The sequence below is a fragment of the Cohnella sp. GCM10012308 genome (genome assembly GCF_042649185.1).
Taxonomy (GTDB): Bacteria; Bacillota; Bacilli; order Paenibacillales; family Paenibacillaceae; genus Cohnella.
Genome location: NZ_JBHRYU010000005.1, coordinates 150,401 through 166,333 on the forward strand (window position 1 = coordinate 150,401; position 15,933 = coordinate 166,333).

Below are 15,933 nucleotides of genomic sequence, written 5' to 3' on the forward strand. Positions count from 1 at the left end.
TTGGGGCGGGACACAGGCGGCAGATTAAAAAAGAGCAGTGCGCGTCATGAAGACGCTGCGCCGCTCTTTTTTGCGTGCGTTTAATGCCAGATGCAGCAGCCCCGCTTTCGTTTCGGCGCATTTCAGACTTGAGAAAAAGAGAGCGACAAGCGCTGTTTTATCATTTTTAGCAAATGTTTAGTGGTGGGGACTAAAATAAAGACCTGAATATATCGAAATATAAGGAAAGGTGTCGAATTTTGAAAAGACGCCTTTTGGTTCCCATTTTAAATGGGAAAATAAACATTATTTAATTTATTATGGAATATGGTGGACGAGGATGGGAATGCACGTGAAAAAATCGCCGATCATCTCTCAGCGGGCGTTGACGGTCAACCGTAATCAGTCTTACAAGAACGCGTCTGCCGCTTCGCTTGACCTTGAACGCATCAAAATGCGCCGTATGATGGACTCCTTAGGCGTGGCGATGTGTGCGTACGAGGCGGAGACGGGGCGCTGCGACTGTCTGTCCGATTCTGTGCTCACGGTTACGGGATACGATAAGGAACGGCTCCAGGACATACGCGCTTGGGAGAAAATCGTGCATCCCGACGATTATGCCGTATTTCTGGCGCTGGATATGACGATGCCGGGCGCCAGGGCGGACGACTTGGAGTGCCGCATCTATCGCGCGGACGGAGAGCTGCGTTGGCTGAACGTGTGCATTGCCTTTCCGACGGACGCATCCGGACGTCAATTTATCAATGCGATCATTCGAGACATTACTGAAGCCAAGCTGGCCGCTCACGGTTTTTCCGCGGATGTGCCGCGAGTCGCCGTGCATGCGTCGGCGGCGTTCGGAGACGAGGGAATCGATTTTCAATTGGCCGAGCAGAGCCCGGACGGGATTATTTTTCATCAGGATTACCGGATCCAATACGCCAACCCTGCGGCGAAGGCGCTGTTCGGCGCGCAGGAACTGACGGAGGCGCGGATCTTCGGGATGATTCATCCGGACGGTCTGGACGATGCGCTGGCTCGCTTGTCCCAGGTATACCGCGACGGCCGCACGAGCGCGCCCGCCGAGCAGCGGATCGTGCGGATGGACGGCACGTTCGTGGACGTCGAGGTCATCTCGGGTCCCGTGCCCTACAAGGGAGGCGTCGCCGCGATCTCGATCGTACGGGATATCACCGAGCGCAAGCAGGCGGAGAGCCAGCGGCTCGAGACCGAGCGATTGGTGCGGGAAAACGGGGAGCTGTACGTCCGTTTGCAGAATAGCCTGGACTGCTTCTCGAGCGCGCTTTTCGGTATGGTAAAAGTATCCGAGATGGAAGAACGTCTCGTTCGCGTCGTGCGGGAGGTGCTCATGACCGAGGATGTCTGCCTGCTGGAAGTCCGGTCCGGCCGCCGCAGCTTCCTGCGCGGAGGCAACCGAATTCCGGGCTGGCTGGACGAGCTCCCCAAGGCGTGGTGCGCCGAGCTGCCGCTATGCCGAGTCGTCGACCGGCCGGCCGGCTATCTCATCCGGATCGGGGATATCCGCAGATCGGCTTACGTGCTGTGCGTAGGGGAACGTCCCGCTGCCCTTCAGCTCGAGCAGGTTCGGATTTGGCTCGAGACGATCTGCCGGTACGTCAGCGTGCTTTACGACAATTTCCTGGTAATCGAGGATTTGACCCGGGAGGTCGAATCCGCTTCTTCGCAGACGGCCGTCCCGTCGAAGCTGCTCCGGCTGCTATTCCAGCTGAACGAGCACGAGCGCAAGCGGCTTGCCCAGGAGCTGCACGACTCGGCGCTGCAGGAGCAGATCGTCTGGTACCGCAAGGCGGAGCAAATGCTTGCCGATCCGACGCTGGATCCGGATTTTCGAGGCAAGCTCCAGGCGATTGCGGAGGGGCTGCTGGACGTTATGTACCAAATCCGGATGATGTGCATCGATCTTCGTCCGCCTATGCTCAAGGAGGCCGGGCTGGCGTCCTCGCTCGCGTCGCTGTTCGAGCTGACGCAGCTGCGTGCCGACTATGCGATCGATTATCAGTTGGGAGATATCGGGCAAACGCTATGCGAGGATCAGATGCTGGGCATTTACCGCGTCGTTCAGGAACTGCTCGCGAACGCGTCCAAGCATTCGCAGGCGACCCGGGTGAAGATCTCGCTCGCGGCTTCCGCAGGTTTGATCCACTTGTTTTACGAAGACAATGGCGTCGGCATGGACATCGAGAAAGCGGGGAGCGCATTCGCGAGCATGGGCGTATACGGCATGAAGGAACGCGTGCATAGCATGAGCGGCCAGATCGTATTCTGCTCGGCTCCGGACGACGGGCTCTCCATCAGCATCCGCATACCGGCTGTCTGCTAGACCGGGCTGCGACGGGAGGGAACCACATGATAGAAGTATTGACAGTAGACGACCATCCCTCGGTCATGGAAGGCACGAAGCTGCTGCTCGAGCAGGAAGGAGACATCCGTGTCCGCTTCGCGAACACGGCGGCCATGGCAATAGAGTTGACGGAACGGCTGCGGTTCGACGTCATCCTCGTCGATCTGCAGATGCCCGACATGAACGGGCTAGAGCTGTCCAAGCGGATTCTCGGGATCCGGCCCGACGCGACGATTCTAATTTATACGGGCTTCGATTTTAAAAACCATTTCAACCTGATGGTAGAGTCCGGCCTTTCCGGTTTTCTGCCCAAGACGGTGAACCGGGAGCAGCTCGTCACCGCGGTCCGGTGCGCGTCGCGCGGGGAGGCCGTGCTGCCCCTGGAGCTGCTCAAGCAGCTCAGGCGCCCGAGCGAGCCTCGGCCCGAGCCGCGTTCCGATCCGACGAACGCGGCCGTGTCCGATAGAGACAAGCAGATTCTGACGGAGATTTCCCGCGGCAAGAGCAACAAGGAAATCGCGCAGGCGCTGCTGATCAGCCAGCGGTCGCTCGAGTACGCGCTGACGGATCTTTTCCACAAGCTCAAGGTCAAATCGAGGGTCGAGGCCGTTATTAAGGCCGGCCAGCTCGGCATCGTGGAGGAGTCGGAACAAGGGGGGGCGCGTCGGGCCGACCTCTCGTTCATGGGGTATCCCGGCATGGATGCGATCTAAATATCGGCTTGCGCTAAATCCCCGCTTGCAATCGCGGGGATCTTGCTGTATATTTATCTTAAATTAAAGATAAATAATTTAAAGATAAAACAACTCGCCAACGAGCGAAGGAGAAGATATCGATGACGCAGAAGACGGCGGGCATTCACCACATTACGGCATTCGTTCGCAACGCGCAGGACAACGTGGATTTTTATGCAGGCGTACTTGGGCTGAGGCTCGTGAAAAAGACGGTAAACTTCGACGGCCCGGAGGTTTACCACCTCTACTTCGGCAACGAAGGCGGAAGCCCCGGGACGGCGATTACGTTTTTTCCGTTCGAGCACGGCCGCAAGGGACTGATCGGCGGCGGTCAGGTAGGCTGGTCGACGTTCGCCGTGCCGGTAGGCGCGCTCTCCTTCTGGGAAGGACGCCTCGCGAAGCTGGGGATCGACTACGAGCGGACGATGCGGTTCGGAGAAACCTTCCTAAGATTCCGCGATCGCGACGAGCTGCAGCTCGAGCTGGTCGAGCGCGAGCAGGGCGAGCCGAGCAAGTGGTCGTTCGGCGGGGTGCCGGCGGACAAGGCAATCAAGGGCCTCGGCGGAGCCGTCCTCTTCAGCCTTGCGCCCGACAAGACGATGGAGACGCTGCAGGAGCTGCTCGGACTTGAGAAAGTCGGCTCGGAAGGCGGTCTCGTCCGGTTCCGCGCCTACGGCGAGCTGGGCAATATCGTCGAGGTGCGGGAAGAGGCGGTCCCGATCGGCCACGGCGGCTCGGGTACGGTGCATCATATCGCTTGGCGTGCGAAGAACGACGAGGATCATCGCGTATGGCGCGAACGGACGGTCGTGCACGGCTTCCAGCCGACGCCATTTACCGATCGGCAGTACTTCAACGCCATTTACTTCCGCGAGAGCGGGGGCATTCTATTCGAGATCGCGACGGATCCGCCCGGCTTCGCCCGCGACGAGCCGGCCGAGGCGCTCGGCGAGCGGCTGATGCTTCCCGAATGGTTCGAGCCGAGACGCGCGGAGCTAGAACAGGTGCTGCCTCCGATTGAAGTTCGCGTGCTGGACGCGGACCGTGCTTAATTATGGATGCCGCGCTGGCCGCGTATGACGGCCGCGGCGAAGGGGGAGAGCAACATGATCGCGATCGATCCGGCTGACCAGACCGAACGGGACAACTACAAGCTCATGATCGGCAGCATCGTGCCGCGTCCGATCGCGCTGATGACGACGCTGTCGGAGGACGGGATCGTGAACGCGGCGCCGTTCAGCTACTTCAATATCGTGACCGCGAATCCGCCGATGGTGTCGATATCGGTCCAGCGCAAGGGCGGGCGGCAAAAGGACAGCGCGCGCAATGCCGCGGCGACCGGCAGCTTCGTCGTTCACGTCACCGACGAGTCGAATGTGGGCGCTGCGAACCTCGCGGCGGCGAATCTTCCGCCGGAGGAGAGCGAGCTCGATTTTGCGGGCTTTACGGCCGTGCCGAGCAACGCCGTGCCCGTGCCGGGTCTCGCGGAGGCGAAGATCCGGATGGAATGCGTGCTCGAGCACGCCTATCCGCTGGGAGGAACGGCAGACGCGCCGGCCTGCGACCTGCTGATCGGGCGCGTCGTCCGCTTTCATGTCGCCGACGAGCTGCTCAGCGGCGGCAGGATCGACGCGCAGCTGCTGCAGCCGGTGAGCCGGCTCGCCGGCAACGCCTATGCGAAGCTGGGCGAAGCGTTTTCGCTGGATCGGCCGGAATGAGGGACGAGCAGGCGAGGTTTGCCGCGGCTAAGTGAGCGAAGTGCTGCCGAGGGAAAGCACTTGCGAGCACGGGCAGAACCGGCGGCGTGAAGTGCTGCCGAGGGAAAGCACTTGCGAGCGCGTGTAGGGCCGGCGGCGTGAAGTGCTGCCGAGGGAAAGCACTTGCGAGCGTGCGGAGGGCCGGCGGCGCGAAGTGCTGCCGAGGGAAAGCACTTGCGAGCGCGGGCAGGGCCGGAGGCGCGAAGTGCTGCCGAGGGAAAGCACTTGCGAGCGTGCGGAGGGCCGGCGGCGCGAAGTGCTGCCGAGGGAAAGCCTTTGCGAGCGCGGGCAGGGCCGGAGGCGCGAAGTGCTGCCGAGGGAAAGTACTTGCGAGCGAGGGCAGGGCCGGAGGCGCGAAGTGCTGCCGAGGGAAAGCACTTGCGAGCGAGGGCAGGGCCGGCGGCGCGAAGTGCTGCCGAGGGAAAGCACTTGCGAGCGCGGGCAGGGCCGGCGGCGCGAAGTGCTGCCGAGGGAAAGCACTTGCGAGCGTGGTCAGTGCCGGCGGTGCGAAGTGCTTTCGAGGGAAAGCACACGCACGAGCCTACAAGGAAGGCATGGCGCCTCCCTGTCTGGTATACTCGAGTCAAAGCCCGGCGCCGCCGGGATGCGAGATTCGGGATTGCCGGGGGAGGCGCCATATGTCTTTTCGCTACGAGATGTATGCTTATCGGGATATCCAGGAAGCGCACGCGGACGCGCTGCTGGCGGGCAACGGGCTGTCGATCTCCTATTCGCCGAGATTCAGCTACGGCTCGCTCTATCAAGCTGCCGTGCCTATTATGGAAGAGACGGTGTCCGCGATCTTCGCGGCGCTCGGCACGACCAACTTTGAGCTGGCCCTCCGCGAGATCAACCAGGCGATCAGCCTCAACGGGCTCGTCGGCAATGCCAGCGGCAGACTGCCGGATCTCTACGCGGACATCCGCCATGCGCTCGTCCGGGTCGTGCAGCAGGTGCACCCGGAGAAGACAGACATCGACACGCCGGCAGGCGCGCAGCCCGCGGAAGGCCGCAGACACGGCAGGCTTGCCGAGCTTGGCGTGCGGCTTGCCCGTTTCGAAGCAATTTTCACTACCTCGTACGACCTTATTCCCTATTGGGCCATTATGACGGCGCCATCATCCTTCAAGGATTACTTCTTCGACTGCTGCTTCTCGTCTCTAGTGCCGGAGAAGTACGCGGAGCGCATCCCGCTGTATTACCTGCACGGCGCGCTGCACCTCTACACGGAGGACAAGCTCACGCGCAAGATCGTGGCCGAGAGTCGCCAACTGACGCTGCCGCGCACGCTGGACCAGCTGTACCGGAGCGGGGACGCAATGCCGCTGTTCGTGTCCGAAGGGCTGAGCCGCCACAAGATGTCGCGCATTCTAGAAAATGAGTACCTCTCGTTCTGCTACGACAGCCTGAAGCGCCTGACCGGCGGACTCACCGTGTTCGGCTTGTCCTTCGACGGGGACGAGCATATCGTTCAAGCCGTTCGGGAGTCGGCGTTAAGCCGCATCGCGATCGGCATTTATACGCCGGGTATGAGCCCCGAAGCGATCATGCTCGAGCAGGCGAGGTACGCAGGCAAATTCGGAAGCGACCGCGAGCTGGTGTTTTTCGATTCGGCTTCGTTCGGGGAGACGGGAGCTGACCGTGCAGGCGGCGCTTAAGGGCGCCGCGGGCAGGTTCTAAACTGATCGGCGCTGCGTATAAATGAAAGCGTTGACACAAAGAAAAGCGGATGATAAGATCAATATGAAACGGTTCATTATTATATTTGTAATTCTTTGTTTAATGAATATTTTTTTAGTCATTTAATGAATCGGTTCATTTTTAGAAATGACAATCAAGGGGTTGTTTGAATGAGCGACCGAAGCGCGGGTTTCGACGTGGCGGCCATTTATTTTCCGAGCTGGCACGTCGATCCGAGAAATGAAAAGCTGCACGGCAAAGGCTGGACGGAATGGGAGCTGGTCAAAAAAGCCAGGCCGTTGTACGAAGGTCATCGCCAGCCAAGGGTGCCTGCCTGGGGCCGCTTCGACGAGGCGAGCGTGGAATACGCCGAACGCCAGATCGATCTCGCCGCCGATCACGGCATTACCGTTTTCCATGTCGACTGGTACTGGTACGAAGGCGGACCTTATCTGAACCGTCCGCTGGACGAGGCGCTTCTCCGCGCATCCAACAATCATCGCATGAAGTTCGGCATTATGTGGGCCAATCACGACTGGAAGCATATTTTTCCCATGCCGCGTTCCAAGGAAAAAGCGATGATCTTCCCGAGCGAATACGACGACAAGGCGATGGAGGGGCTCGTCGACGAGTGGATCGAGAAGTATTTGAGCCACCCGCGCATTTGGACGATCGGCGGCAAGCCCGTCGTCTCGGTCTTCGACCTGAACGACATGGTCGGCAAGATCGGCATCGAAGGCGCCAAGCGTCTGCTGGACCGGTTCGAGGAGAGGCTAAGCCGCGCGGGTCTGCCAGGTCTGCACTGGAACGTAATGGGCTTCTACCACGAGGCGGAAGAGCGGCTGGAGGAGCTCGGCATCGCCAGCGCGACGAACTACCAGACGATCTGGGACGAGACGTACGGCGCGAATATCGGCGATCCGGAAAATGTATTCGACTCCCGTGCGCCGAAGCGGCAGAACTTCGCGGACAGCCTGCCGAGAGCGGAGGCGCATTGGGAGAAGATGGCGGGCAAGCTGCGCATTCCGTACTATCCGATTCTGACGCAAGGGTGGGATTCCTCGCCCCGGGGAGAGCAATTCGCCGGCGCAGGCGGGATGATGGAGGGCTACCCGTGGTACCCGGTCGTGGAGAACAACACGCCGGAGAACTTCGAGCGGGCTGCCCGCATGGCGAGGGACTTCGCTTTGCGGCAGCCGTACGCGCACAAGATCGTCTACGTGAACGCTTGGAACGAATGGACCGAGGGCAGCTACCTGCTGCCGGATACCGAGTACGGCAACGCGTATCTGGAAGCGATCAGGCGAGTGTTCGGCGTGCCTGCTGCGGCCGGATCGGCGACGAAGGAAGGAGCGGCAAACGATGCGTGACAAAAAGTTCGACTGGGTCGGCGGGATCGTCGGCAATCCGGAAGCGCTGGAGAACGAGTGGAACGACGAGCAGATGGCGGCCCTGCAAGGGCTCGGCATCAATCTGCTTCAGTTGAATCTGGGCTGGGGCGGCCGTCCGGGCGGCGAAGTGCTGAATATGGAGGATATCGACGACGAAAAGCGGGCGCAGTTCCGGTTCCGCATCGCACAGGCGCAAAAACACGGGATTCGCGTCATGCCTCACTTCGGCGTTCCTCAGCTGTTGAACGTGAAGGAAAGCTATTCCGTCATCACGCCGGCATGCATCCAGGACCCGCAGGTGGTCGCCAATTATACGGAGCGGCTGGTCGCGTTTTTGCGGGAATTTCCCGAGATCGCCGACGTGATGATCTATACCTTCGACCAGGATTCGTGGCTGTGCAGCGAATTCGGCGATTGCCCGCGGTGCGCCGGCGTGCCGCTGCACGAGCGGCTGCCGCGCTTTCTCAATCTGATGCAGGATGCGCTTCAACAAGGCAGAGCTGGCGCGAGGCTCTGGTGGCAGCCATGGGAGATATCGGCCGGCCAGACCTACCGGATCATGCAGGCCGTCCGCCCCGAACGCTTCGGCATCATCATCAACAATTCGATCGCGGAGACGTATCCGAGCAACACCTCGGATCTGTGGGTGCGCAACACGATCCGCATCGCGGCCGAGCGGGGCATCCCGGTCATCGGGGAGATGCAGTTCACGGGCTGCCAGATCGGCTGCCACTCCGTGCAGAAGCTGCCTTGTCCAGAGCTGGTCTACGAGCAGGCCGAGGCGTTCCGCGCGATCGATGGCGTGGTCGGCATCCGGGAGCACTTCGGCATCGCGGTATCCAAGATGTCGGTCAACACCGATCTGTTCAGGGAATACGTGAAAAATCCCGAGACCCCGCTGTCCGAGCTGCTCGCCGCGGTGGCTGCGGGATACGGGCCGAACGCGACGGATGAGCTGCTGGCGGCATGGGATTTGTCCGCGAGAGCCGTCCGGCACATCCCGTTCGATGCGAGCTACAGCTTCTGCAACCTGACGCACAAGCCGGCCAAGCACGACTGGGACGCCGCGACCGTGCCCGCCTGGCATTGGGATACGCCTGCCTGGGAGGCCAACCGCCGTTCCTTTTACATGATTACGCATGCGACGGCGATCCACCCGTGGATGCTCGAAGATCTGGGGCTGCGGATGGGCGAGGCTGCGAATTACTTCCGCGAGGCGGTGGAGCTGTTGGAGCAGGCGCTCGCCAAAGGCGCGGAGAAAGCGGACGACGTCCGCGATCAGATCGCGGACTTGAACTGGCTCGCGTCGTCTCTTAGGGGATCGTCGCTGCACTATCTGGAGACGATCGCCGCCTACGACGTACGGGTGGCGTTGAAGCAGGGCAATAAGGAGAAATACGCGGTAGCCTGCGAACGCCTGGGACACTTGCTCGACGAGGATCTGGCCAATCAGGACGGCGACGAGGAGATGCTGGAGGTCAGGGACCGGTTCGTCGCAGACCCCGAGACCTGGGTCCGGCTGAATCTGCAGCAGCCTTACCGCTATGACAATCCGGTGAGGCTGGAGACGTTCGATCAGCGATGGTAATGGAAGCGCGGGAGACGCAGGTCCACGGCTGCGCGGTCGTCACGCTCGCGAACGATCGGCTGTCGGTCACGATCGTCCCCGGCAAAGGCGCGGATATCGTGAGCCTGACCGACCTTGCGAGCGGCACCGAGCTGCTATGGCGGTCGCCCGCCGGGCTGGATGCGCTCGCGGCGCCAAATGCAGCAGGCGGTGTTCGCTATATCGGGGGCTGGATCGAAGCGTTTCCGAATGCCTGGAGCGGCTGCAAGCACCTCGGGCGCGAGCTGTCCGGATACGGCGACGTCTGGCAGCTGCCTTGGGAATACCGCATCGAGCGCGGCGGCGCGGGCGATGACGCGGGCGCTCTCGAGGAGGTCCGGGCTATATGCGCCGTGCAGAGCCGGGAGTTGCCGCTGCGGCTGACCCGGACGATCGCGCTGCGGCGGGGCTGCTCCGTTATCCGGATCGACGAGACGGTTCGGAATGTCGGCGAAGAGACTGTCGATTTTACCTGGGGCCATCATCCGAATCTGGGGCGGCCGTTTCTGAACGAGAGCTGCGTCATCGATCTGCCGCCGTGCGAGATTTGGACGGACGGCCGCAAGACGGGCGTATGGCCCTACCTGCAAGGACCGGAGGGGCTTGAGGATCTGCGCCGCGTGCCGCCGTTCGGCACTTCGAGGGAGAACAGGCAGATCCTTTTGCGCCGCCTGGCAGCGAGCGAGGCAACTGTACGGAATACGGCAACAGGCATAGCCTTCAGACTGTCTTGGGACGGAGAGGCCTTCCCCGACCTGCTGCTCTGGCGAGCATTCGATACCGGTCCGTCGGAGACGTTCGGAGACGGCCAGATTGTATGTCTGTTCCCGAAGCGAAGCCATGGAAACGTAGCGGAGGCGGCAGCCGAAGGCGAAGCGTTGACGCTGGCGCCCGGCGAGACCGGGAGCGCCTGGATCGAAGCGGAGGTGATGCGGGAGCAAGTGCGCTTGAACAATGAACCGATTCACAAAATCGATTGACAGGCATCGAAAGCCGGTGCTAGTATGTTCACATCTTGGCAAGTCGCTCGCACAATGAAACAAGGGGCACGCACTGGAAATAAATGAATCGTTTCACCATTTTCCGGCGAGCTGTAAGCGGTTACGGACTTGCCTTTCTTCCACTGAAAGGTGATTGGCGAGCTGCCGCAATAGCGGAACTCTCTTCCGCTATTGGCCCGGAGAGCGGGGGAGCTGCCCGCCATAGCGGAACTCTCTTCCGCTATTGGCCCGGAGAGCGGGGGAGCTGCCCGCCATAGCGGAACTCTCTTCCGCTACTGGCCAGGAGGCTGGCGTGCGCACCCGCCAAAGCGGAACTTTCTTCCGCTACTGGCCGGGAGGGTTCGGCACCTGCCGGACAAGGAACATCCATTTTAAATCCACGGGGGAATCGAAAATGAGAAAAACACGTTCGACCGCCTTTTTCGTATTGACTGCTTTATTGTCGCTGTCGCTCGCCGCGTGCAGCGGCTCGAACAACGGCAACGGCAACGCCAGCTCCTCCGCCCCCGCCTCGAGCGCGGCTCCGTCCGCCGGCGGCAGCGCGAGTCCGAGCGATGCGCCGATCGAAGCCGATATTACGGTCATGCATTTCTGGTCCAACGCGGACGACACGATCAAGGAGATCGCCAAAAATTTCGAGCAAGAAAACCCCGGCATCCATGTCAAAGTAAACCTGTCGTCGGTCGCCAACCATTATACGGACCTGACCCAACGCATTCAGTCCAATGACACGCCGGAGATCTTCACGGTATGGCCGGGCGCATCGGTCAATCCGTATTACGACAGCGGCGTGCTCGCCGACCTGTCCAATATGCCTTGGGCAGGCGAGATCAACAGTACGGCGAAAACAATCTCCACGTACGACAACAAGCTGGTGCTGGCGCCGGTCAACACGGCGATCATGGCGCTCGCCTACAACAAAGACGTGTTCGACCGCCTGGGCCTGCAGCCGCCGCAGAACTACGCCGACTTCGAGCATATCCTGCAGACGCTGAAGGACGATCCCGCTATCAAGACGCCGTTCATTAACGGCGCCGACTTCCTGCTCAACATCGCTTCCTTGCAGGCCGTCACCGACGTCTACGCCAAGCAGCCCGACTTCGACGCCAAGGTCGGCGCAGGCGAGGAGAAGTTCAACAACGAGGCCTTCACCAATCTCTTCAAGCGCATGCTGATCGACTGGCCCGACAAAGGTTACGTGAACGGCAGCACGATGCTGAGCACGGATAGAATGTCCAAGGCCGTCCTGCAATTCATCGACGGGAAGGCGGGCATCATGGAGCTGGGCGGCTGGGATATTCCGGTGCTGAACCAGCTGGCGGACGGCAAGAAGGTCAATATCGGCATGTTCCCGTTCCCGGCGCAAGACGGCAAAGGCTCCGTGCTGGCGGCGGCGGGCGAAGCGTTCGCGATGAGCGCGAACGCGGCCGGCGCCAAGAAAGAAGCGGCCGAGAAGTTTTTGAGCTACCTGATGAACGACGAGAACAACGCCAAGATCTGCGCCGCCATCAACAGCCTGTCGGCGAAGCCGAACGTGAAGGCGGAGGTCGACCCGATCCTCGCCACCTTGTCCGGCTACATGAACGCCGCGCCTACCTACGGCTTCATGACCTGGCCGATGGAAGTGCAGAACAATCTCAAAAATCTCGGCAACGTCATGCTGGAAAAGAAGGATGCGGATGCCAAGTTGAAGGTGCTGAACGCCGAGCTGCAAAATTTGCAAACCGCTTGGATGAGCGACGCGCAAAAGTAACCCGCTCCCGCCTTCCGCGCGCGCGGTCCGCCTTCGCCTCCGAATCGGGCCCGCGCGCGCTTTTCTCCATCACGCTTGCAAAGGAAGATCCAGGATGGGAACACGAACGCGCAACAACCGGAAAGAAAAAATCGTGGAGCTGCTCTTTCTACTGCCGGCCTTTATCATCTTTACGGTCTTTTTCGTCTACCCCAGCGGAACGTCGCTTTTCTATTCGTTCACCGACTGGAACGGCATCTCCAAAACCTTTCATTTCGTCGGCTTCGACAACTTTGCGAAGATGTTCCGCACCCGCGACATCTTTTCCACCATACCGGTCACCCTGTATTACGCGCTGCTCAATACGATCTTCATGAATGTCGCGGGTTTTCTCCTCGCGCTGGCGCTCAACCGCAAGTCGCGCTTCACGAGCACGATGCGCGTGTCCTTTTTCCTGCCCATGCTGATCGCCGGCATTATCGTCGGCTTCGTGTTCATCGAGATTTATTCGCCGGTGCTGGATGCGCAGGAAGGCAACATGGGCACGCTGAACGCCTTCCTGTATTTGTTCGGCATGGACGGCCTGGCGCAGAACTGGCTGGGCAATCCCGCGCTGACGATGGTCGTGGTCGTGCTGACGGGCGTGTGGAACTCCGTCGGCTACACTGCGCTCATCTACCTGGCCAACATGCAGATCATCCCGAAGGAGCTGTACGAATCGGCCGAGATCGATGGCGCGGGCTACTGGCGCAAGACGTTCACGGTCACCTGGCGGATGGTGGCGCCCGCCTTCTCCATCAATATGACGCTGCTGTTGATCAACTCGCTCAAGCAGTACGACATGATCGCCATCCTGACCCAGGGCGGTCCGGGCACGACGACCCGCGTCATCAACATCGCCATTCTCGATTACTCCGTTTCCTCCTACAAGGTCGGACTCGGCTGCGCGATGGGCGTCGTGGTCACCCTCTTCGTTTTTGCGCTCGTCGGGACGACCAACACGATGCTGCGAAGGAGGGAGCGCGAGACCAATGATTAGAACCAGCAGACGCTTGTCTCCCGCAGCCGTCAGAGGCGGCATCGTCACCTTCCTGCTCATGCTGCTGACGGCGATGGAGCTGTACCCGATCTTCTCGATCGTCGCCAACTCGTTCAAGCGGCTGCCCGACTTTTTCCGGTCGCCGATCGAGCTGCCCCGCCGCCTATACTTCGGCAATTACATCGTCGCGTTCGACAAGCTCAATTATTTCCGGTCGCTGCTCAACACGTCGATCATTCTCGTCTTCTCGATGCTCGTGCTCATACTGGCGGGCTCGATGGCCGCCTTCATTATCGCGAGGCGTCCGGGCAAGTGGAGCCATCTCGTGTACTTGTTTTTCGTCTTCGGGATCGTGCTGCCGACGTTCACCATGCTCGTGCCGCAGATCAAGCTGATCGGCGATCTCGGTCTCAAGAACAACTATATTTCCCTGATCCTGCTATACGGCGCCATGGGGATGCCCATGTCCCTGTTTTTGTACACCGGCTTTTTCGGGTCGATCCCGCGGGAGCTGGAGGAAGCGGCGAAAATGGACGGCAGCGGGCTGTTCCAGACGTACTTCCGCATCTTCATGCCGCTCGCGGCCGCGACGACGACCACGCTCGTCATGCTCCAGTCGATCGGCATCTGGAACGACTTCGTGCTGCCCGATCTGATCATGACGCAGCCGGAGTACAAGACGCTGATGCCGGCGCTGAACGGCTTCTACGGGCGGATGCTGGGACAGGGCACGCGCTGGGACTATATTTACGCGGCGATCGTGCTGTGCATCCTGCCGATGATTTTCATTTTCTTTATGGCCAACAGATATTTAATAAGAGGCGTAGTCGAAGGAGCGATTAAAGGTTGAGATTCACTAACGTATGCGGCATGCTCGGTAACCCCAACTTCTATGGCGATCTCTATCAGGAGCATACCGCGGAGAAGATCGAGCAGTTGAAAGCGATGAATATAAACACGGTGTTCGTCAATATTGCCTGGTCCAGGCCGTGGATCGATGCGGTCAATTTGGAAAACGCGGCCGTATCCGCCAGCTTCCCGCTGCTGAGCGACATGGAAGAGGTGGAGCGGCACAGAAGGAGTCTCGGCGCAAGGGTCTCCGCGGTCAAGGCGGCGGGGCTGCAGGCGTTCGCGTTGTTCGGCATTCCCCGATACTTCGACTTTGCCAAGTATCCCGAATCGTACGGCGTGCTCAAAGGGAGCACGGTCAGCACGATCTCGCCGGGCGATTCCGTCGCCTGCGTGCGCAGTCCGGAGGTTCGGCAGCTGTACCGGGAGCTGTTCGCGGACCTGCTGGCGCATATGCCGGAGCTGGACGGCATGCAGGTGTACACGTACGACGAATTGGCCGAGGTATGCGACGAGGACAGCGATTGCCCGAGATGCCGGGGCATTGCCGCGGACGAGCGGATTCCGGCGTTTTTGAACGGCTTGCATGAGGATCTGCAGGCCCTGAAGCCGGGATTCGAGCTGTGGTGGGAGCCGTGGGAGCTGTCCGCCGCGCAGACGTACCGGATTACGGAACGGCTGGATCCGGCGATCGGGCTGGCGCTCCATTCGACGCTGCACGAAGTGTATTTCGTCAACGAGACAGACCAGTGGTTCCGCAATCTCGCGGCGATCGCAAGCGACCAGGGACGGAAGGTCGTCGGCGAGATCTTTGCCGGCGGCTCCGGCGAGGATCTGGGCAATATCGTCGGCTTTCCGAGCCCCCGTCTGGTCTATCAGCAGATTCAGGCGCTTGCCCGGGTGCCCGGCGTGACCGGCATAAAGGAATACTTCGGCTTCCCCCTGGAGTACGCCTCGGTGAACGAAGAGACGATGCGGCTCGTCGCGCAGGACCCGTACCGTCCTTGGGACGACGTAGCCGCAGCGCTGGCGGCCGACTATGCCGACGATGACGACGGCCGCCGCGGCATCCGGCAGTTCTGGGAGCACGCCGCCCGCGCCGTCGAGTTTATCCCCTGGGACCTCAGCTGGGTGCTGCGCTTCGGCAACCTGCCGCCGTACGCGGAATACTGGGGTGCGCGCTTCGTCGATCTGTTCAAGACGCCGTGGTCGACGCCGAGCTGGCTGAGCAACCGCCGTTCGTTCTATCTGGTCGTCGACGGCGAGACGAACTTCACGGCGCGCATGCAGCTGGACCTGATCGAACGGTTCCGGATGGCGGCGGATTGGCTGGGACTGGCGGCGGAAGAGGCCGACAGGACGGACGTGCGCGAGGAGAAGCGGGCCGGCTTCGGATTGCAGCGCGAGGCCGTGGCCATGCTCGGGCATATGGTGAAGTGCAGGCTCCACCACCTGGAGCTCAGCTATCTGGCCGATCGGCTGCGCGCCGTACAGGAGGAGCCGGAGGCAGGCGCCGTCGTGCGCCGCATCGCTTCGCTGCTGGATGCCGAGCTCGACAATGCCGGCCGATGGCTGAGCCTGCTGCAGCATTCGGACGTTCCCTACACGTTCCGCGGCGGCGACGGAAGCGCGCTGAAGCACGAGACGATCGCAGCGACGATCGGGCGGATCGAGCAGGCGAAGGGGGGGTTGGAGCAGGAGGACCGTACGGCTTGGCTCGCGCGCTATTTTTGACGGATTTCCTTTTGACAGCGGGAAAGCGGTTGTTTACACTTACGGAAT

Annotated in this window: 12 protein-coding genes; all 12 read left to right on the forward strand. The window is 60.9% G+C overall.

The genetic code is table 11. The features are described from left to right. Positions 1 to 331: 331 nt before the first annotated feature. The 12 genes from ACFOTD_RS08880 to ACFOTD_RS08935 all read left to right on the forward strand — a co-directional run bounded on the left by ACFOTD_RS08880 (position 332) and on the right by ACFOTD_RS08935 (position 15,885). Complete coding sequence (locus tag ACFOTD_RS08880) at positions 332 to 2,341, forward strand: PAS domain-containing sensor histidine kinase (RefSeq protein WP_378117793.1); 2,010 nt, start codon at positions 332 to 334, stop codon at positions 2,339 to 2,341. Between the two features lie 26 nt (positions 2,342 to 2,367). Further along, on the forward strand, positions 2,368 to 3,075 hold the full coding sequence (locus tag ACFOTD_RS08885; RefSeq protein WP_378117795.1) for a response regulator: 708 nt from the start codon (positions 2,368 to 2,370) through the stop codon (positions 3,073 to 3,075). A 122-nt stretch (positions 3,076 to 3,197) separates the two neighbouring features. Beyond that, the gene (locus tag ACFOTD_RS08890) at positions 3,198 to 4,148 is read left to right on the forward strand and encodes a ring-cleaving dioxygenase (protein ID WP_378117797.1); all 951 of its coding nucleotides are present in this window, start codon (positions 3,198 to 3,200) and stop codon (positions 4,146 to 4,148) included. A 54-nt stretch (positions 4,149 to 4,202) separates the two neighbouring features. After that, entirely contained in the window at positions 4,203 to 4,814 is a 612-nt protein-coding gene (locus ACFOTD_RS08895; protein WP_378117799.1) for a flavin reductase family protein, read from the forward strand. 677 nt (positions 4,815 to 5,491) lie between these two features. Continuing rightward, positions 5,492 to 6,511, forward strand: a complete 1,020-nt coding sequence (locus ACFOTD_RS08900) for a DUF4917 family protein (protein ID WP_378117800.1) — start codon at positions 5,492 to 5,494, stop codon at positions 6,509 to 6,511. 192 nt (positions 6,512 to 6,703) lie between these two features. Further along, positions 6,704 to 7,903 (forward strand): glycosyltransferase WbsX family protein, encoded by a 1,200-nt coding sequence (locus ACFOTD_RS08905; RefSeq protein ID WP_378117802.1) that lies wholly within the window; start codon positions 6,704 to 6,706, stop codon positions 7,901 to 7,903. Then, positions 7,896 to 9,512: a hypothetical protein gene (locus tag ACFOTD_RS08910; RefSeq protein ID WP_378117804.1), complete on the forward strand. Its 1,617-nt coding sequence runs from the start codon at positions 7,896 to 7,898 to the stop codon at positions 9,510 to 9,512. Before ACFOTD_RS08905 ends, ACFOTD_RS08910 begins: the two co-directional genes overlap by 8 nt. Then, the gene (locus tag ACFOTD_RS08915) at positions 9,506 to 10,510 is read left to right on the forward strand and encodes a DUF4432 family protein (RefSeq protein WP_378117806.1); all 1,005 of its coding nucleotides are present in this window, start codon (positions 9,506 to 9,508) and stop codon (positions 10,508 to 10,510) included. The genes ACFOTD_RS08910 and ACFOTD_RS08915 overlap by 7 nt, the downstream gene beginning before the upstream one ends. 415 nt (positions 10,511 to 10,925) lie before the next feature. Then, positions 10,926 to 12,284 carry an ABC transporter substrate-binding protein gene (locus tag ACFOTD_RS08920; RefSeq protein WP_378117808.1) on the forward strand — a complete coding sequence of 453 codons (1,359 nt, stop codon included), beginning with the start codon at positions 10,926 to 10,928 and terminating at the stop codon, positions 12,282 to 12,284. Between the two features lie 94 nt (positions 12,285 to 12,378). Next, positions 12,379 to 13,302 (forward strand): carbohydrate ABC transporter permease, encoded by a 924-nt coding sequence (locus ACFOTD_RS08925; RefSeq protein ID WP_378117810.1) that lies wholly within the window; start codon positions 12,379 to 12,381, stop codon positions 13,300 to 13,302. After that, on the forward strand, positions 13,295 to 14,152 hold the full coding sequence (locus tag ACFOTD_RS08930; RefSeq protein ID WP_378117811.1) for a carbohydrate ABC transporter permease: 858 nt from the start codon (positions 13,295 to 13,297) through the stop codon (positions 14,150 to 14,152). The genes ACFOTD_RS08925 and ACFOTD_RS08930 overlap by 8 nt, the downstream gene beginning before the upstream one ends. Then, positions 14,149 to 15,885 carry a hypothetical protein gene (locus tag ACFOTD_RS08935; protein ID WP_378117813.1) on the forward strand — a complete coding sequence of 579 codons (1,737 nt, stop codon included), beginning with the start codon at positions 14,149 to 14,151 and terminating at the stop codon, positions 15,883 to 15,885. The genes ACFOTD_RS08930 and ACFOTD_RS08935 overlap by 4 nt, the downstream gene beginning before the upstream one ends. Positions 15,886 to 15,933 lie beyond the last annotated feature (48 nt).

Bases quoted from the DNA above. Each gene is read 5' to 3' on its own strand.
- ACFOTD_RS08885 (WP_378117795.1), top strand. From the start codon at position 2,368: ATGATAGAAGTATTGACAGTAGACGACCATCCCTCGGTCATGGAAGGC.
- ACFOTD_RS08890 (WP_378117797.1), top strand. From the start codon at position 3,198: ATGACGCAGAAGACGGCGGGCATTCACCACATTACGGCATTCGTTCGC.
- ACFOTD_RS08895 (WP_378117799.1), top strand. From the start codon at position 4,203: ATGATCGCGATCGATCCGGCTGACCAGACCGAACGGGACAACTACAAG.
- ACFOTD_RS08900 (WP_378117800.1), top strand. From the start codon at position 5,492: ATGTCTTTTCGCTACGAGATGTATGCTTATCGGGATATCCAGGAAGCG.
- ACFOTD_RS08905 (WP_378117802.1), top strand. From the start codon at position 6,704: ATGAGCGACCGAAGCGCGGGTTTCGACGTGGCGGCCATTTATTTTCCG.
- ACFOTD_RS08910 (WP_378117804.1), top strand. From the start codon at position 7,896: ATGCGTGACAAAAAGTTCGACTGGGTCGGCGGGATCGTCGGCAATCCG.
- ACFOTD_RS08915 (WP_378117806.1), top strand. From the start codon at position 9,506: ATGGTAATGGAAGCGCGGGAGACGCAGGTCCACGGCTGCGCGGTCGTC.
- ACFOTD_RS08920 (WP_378117808.1), top strand. From the start codon at position 10,926: ATGAGAAAAACACGTTCGACCGCCTTTTTCGTATTGACTGCTTTATTG.
- ACFOTD_RS08925 (WP_378117810.1), top strand. From the start codon at position 12,379: ATGGGAACACGAACGCGCAACAACCGGAAAGAAAAAATCGTGGAGCTG.
- ACFOTD_RS08930 (WP_378117811.1), top strand. From the start codon at position 13,295: ATGATTAGAACCAGCAGACGCTTGTCTCCCGCAGCCGTCAGAGGCGGC.